Source organism: [Clostridium] clostridioforme AGR2157, from assembly GCF_000424325.1.
GTDB lineage: Bacteria > Bacillota > Clostridia > Lachnospirales > Lachnospiraceae > Enterocloster > Enterocloster clostridioformis_A.
Genome location: NZ_KE384166.1, coordinates 27,824 through 31,257 on the forward strand (window position 1 = coordinate 27,824; position 3,434 = coordinate 31,257).

4 protein-coding genes and 1 pseudogene are annotated in these 3,434 nt (G+C 41.9%); 2 read left to right on the forward strand and 3 right to left on the reverse strand.

The features are described 5' to 3' along the window. Positions 1 to 501: 501 nt before the first annotated feature. Both G614_RS35275 and G614_RS0126295 read right to left on the reverse strand, forming a co-directional pair. Entirely contained in the window at positions 502 to 1,062 is a 561-nt protein-coding gene (locus tag G614_RS35275) for a transposase (RefSeq protein WP_420341549.1), read from the reverse strand. Between the two features lie 232 nt (positions 1,063 to 1,294). Then, positions 1,295 to 1,762 (reverse strand): GyrI-like domain-containing protein, encoded by a 468-nt coding sequence (locus tag G614_RS0126295; RefSeq protein ID WP_242828237.1) that lies wholly within the window; start codon positions 1,760 to 1,762, stop codon positions 1,295 to 1,297. Positions 1,763 to 1,952: 190 nt separating this feature from the next. Here G614_RS0126295 and G614_RS0126300 point away from each other — a divergent pair, with 190 nt between their 5' ends. Both G614_RS0126300 and G614_RS29140 read left to right on the forward strand, forming a co-directional pair. Further along, entirely contained in the window at positions 1,953 to 2,159 is a 207-nt protein-coding gene (locus G614_RS0126300) for a helix-turn-helix domain-containing protein (protein ID WP_027644241.1), read from the forward strand. A gap of 313 nt (positions 2,160 to 2,472) precedes the next feature. Beyond that, the gene (locus G614_RS29140; protein ID WP_242828238.1) at positions 2,473 to 2,754 is read left to right on the forward strand and encodes a hypothetical protein; all 282 of its coding nucleotides are present in this window, start codon (positions 2,473 to 2,475) and stop codon (positions 2,752 to 2,754) included. Positions 2,755 to 3,130: 376 nt separating this feature from the next. Here G614_RS29140 and G614_RS29145 read toward each other — a convergent pair. After that, positions 3,131 to 3,434 (reverse strand): annotated as a pseudogene (locus G614_RS29145) (IS630 family transposase); the annotation flags it as partial.

Sequence of the window (3,434 nt, forward strand, 5' to 3'; positions counted from 1 at the left end):
TTCTCTACCGTCAGATAGTGCAGCCTAAACCAAAAACAAAAAACTACATAGGCAACGTCATGGCGAAGTTACATCTTCGCTCTTTTGCTATGCCATTTTTTATTTCAAGTCTATTATACACCACGACTTTACAACTTTTATAAATGCCAGTACTGTTGTCGAATTAACTGTTTTAAAGCTTTCATAACAACACTGGATTTTATGCTGGTTTCGATATTTCTAACGAAAGTGGCATAAAATACCTGCTGCCGGATTTGCTCACTAAGGGCAAACCGAAATTCCTGCACACTTTCTGTCCGGTACTTTGAAAATGATTCTTCCTGATATGGCAGTATCTTCATGGCACAATACGAGATGTTGATCAGGTTAACCAACATTTCGATTCCCTTCCGACTGCGTAACATATAGCTGCATAACGACCAGAACGTTTTCTGTTCATAATAACTCACCTCGATATTCCAGCGAAATGTGTAACACAATAATGGGATGAACTGCATACGCTCACTCCCGGTCTGGTTTAGCGGCGCCTTTTCCTGCCATGCGCAGAATATCTGCATCTGCTCTGGAAAAATCGTACTGAAAAACAGGCGAATCCCCTATCTTTTCAGCAGAAAAAGTGAAGTCCTCTTTAATAGAAAGGCGTTCCCCATGCTTTGCGGGCCTGCCTCTTCTGCCGGTTGGCTGTGGGGCAAGGTCATAAATAACAGAGTCGGTCCTGGCATTACAGATCAAATCCAGATTTGGATATTCGTCAACAATACAGGCGAGATTTTTCTTGGTGTACCAGCTGTCACAAAGGATTATGACATTCTTCTGAGAAGCAAAAGAGGGCATGACCTGACGCACCATGGCTGCGGCAAGCTCCAGTTTCGATTGTTTTTTCTGCCACATGCGGTAACCGAGAGGGACCGCCAGATAAGCAATCCGGCGGTTGCTCCATATGGGGACACAAAGCATGAGGCTGACAAAGCAATGGCCGTTCAGATAGTTGGAGCCATTGTGTGCTGCATGGTCAAAAAGTTTTGAAACATCTTCAAATTTCCTGCCAAATTTAGAAATCATGGTATCATCAATGCAGAACAAGAAGACGGTTGTGACTTCAGGGAGTCAGGAATGAGTTTTAAAGCCAGGGATGCCGTTACATGAAGTTTCCTGAAAAGTAAAAAGAAAACAGCGGCTTTGAAACCAAAGCCGCCATTTTAAATTAGCGTAAGATTGCGACTGCTGAACGACGGCTTTTTTTGCTGTCGCACGGCAGATACCTTCTATTCAATTATGAGTGTAGAAATTAGAATTATAGAATGGGCATACACAATTCACAATAATGCTTGTCTACAAGATTTTTTTTATAACGTTCCATTATAGGTCTGCTTTTATCCAACAAATATCCTAATTTCTCCAATTCAGAAAAGCACATTTTCCATGCGGTCTGGACTGCATCTGCTGTGTGAGGAATCAGAAAAGTTAAATATTTACCACTCTCCAATTCTCTACATTTAATTTGATTTAGCGCAAATTTCTGATTTTTGGGTTGATTGATACAAACATCGTAACGACACTGGCAAGGCTTTACTTTTTCAGGGTCGTCCATAGGTATAGCATAAATCACTGTATCTTCATCATATAAATTGTTCTCTTTTACCCATTTCTTAAAAGTATCCATCAGTTTGTAATTTTCAATACCATACTCACCAGTTCTTCTCATATAAATGACCATAGAGGACGGTATTCTTTCTTGCGTAGTGCTAATATAAAACCTCAAAATCATTTCTCCAATCTATAAAGTACATCGATGTCCAAACAAATCGTAACTCCAATTAAAATGATTTTCAAGAAGTTTTTAAAAATGAAAATATGAATTATAAAATTTAACTCACCTGCATATAACTACATTCCATGGACAGAGTATGAATAATACAATTCCATAATTGAACCGAAGGAGGTGAATATGGATGGGAAAGAGCGTAACCGACGAAAAAATAGTGCATGAAGTGAAGGATATTCAAAATCTGCTGGGAATCGGGAGAAATACGGCCTATGAATTTATCCGCCAGTCTTACAAGGAGAAGGGACCGTTCCGTGTTATAAAAATAGGGGATGGTTACCGTATTCCCAAAGGGTCCTTTGACCGCTGGATTAACGGTGGCAGCGGGCACTGATATATAGAGTATTTTGGTGGAATATGGTATACTAATCATATTCGAAATTTTGAATACTCCTTTTGCAAAGGAGGAATCAGATGAGTAGTTCCATGGGCAGCAGCCCAATTTTTTATGAAAACGGTTCCTGGTATCACCGCACCAAGAGCCTTTCAGAAAATCTACAGATAGAATACGGAAAGAAAGGAGGATATCAGACAGAAGATGAAGCAGCTGAGGCATATGTTGAGCACCTGAGTATCTTTAAAAACAGGTTGGCACTTTTAAAAGAGAAACAAACGCCACAGTTTTCCTTTAAGGATTACCTGGTTTATTGGCACCACAGTCGCGGGGAAGGGCCTTTCCGGCAGTGGATTCGGACATCATCCGGTTCCAGAAAATCCGGATTCATGGGGTTGACCTGGACGGATATGTGCTGTTCCATACAGCGAAGGATTTATATAAGGGAACCTGCCACATCAGCCTGTCGGAGTTGATTGACCCGGAGCTGGTAAGTGAGGATACTTTCCGCTTAGTGATTTCGGCATTCCTGATCCGGCGTTATGGGCCGGGAGTGCTGGCAGTGGCAGAAAGGGGAATATCATGCAGAGTGTAAAGATAAGGAACATGGAAACGGAAGAAAGTGTCTGGCTAAATATCCCGTCTTCCTATCAGGCGGTCAGGGAAGTATTTGCAGGATTGGGAGAGCCTGAAATGGTCCAGATTGTGAGCGCAGAGGTACAGGAACTTGTCCTGGAAAAACGGTGGATGAGATTTTATCGACCCTCGATGAAATATACGGAATTCCACAAAATATGGTAACGATACCGACAACAGCCAGGAGAGTACAGGATTCGGAACGCCTGATACCTGCTCAAAGGAAGATAACTCGCAGAAACAGTTGAACAAATGTGAAGATCAAATTATAGCGCCGGAACCCACGACTGCAGAGCAGAAAAACTAGTACAACTCGATTTAAATAAGCTTACAATTTAAGCATTGGTAGTAATCTGATTTCTTGGCTTACGTGTCCGTGCTTTGGGCGCACGTTTCCCTTGGTTTTCAGGACTTGCTGCTTTCGCATTTACAACTTCATAGACGATTGTGCCCACATCCTCTTCCGAAAGATCAATCGTGTCCAAGCGGTATTTCCATTTGTAGGGGACGGGAACCTCATTGATTTCTTCAAAGTATTTCAAAATCCGTTCCTTTAGTTCCTCTTTCGAGCCTACACGAATCCCGGACAACATCTGGCGGGTCATTTTGCTGAAAAAGCCTTCCACCATATTCAGCCAG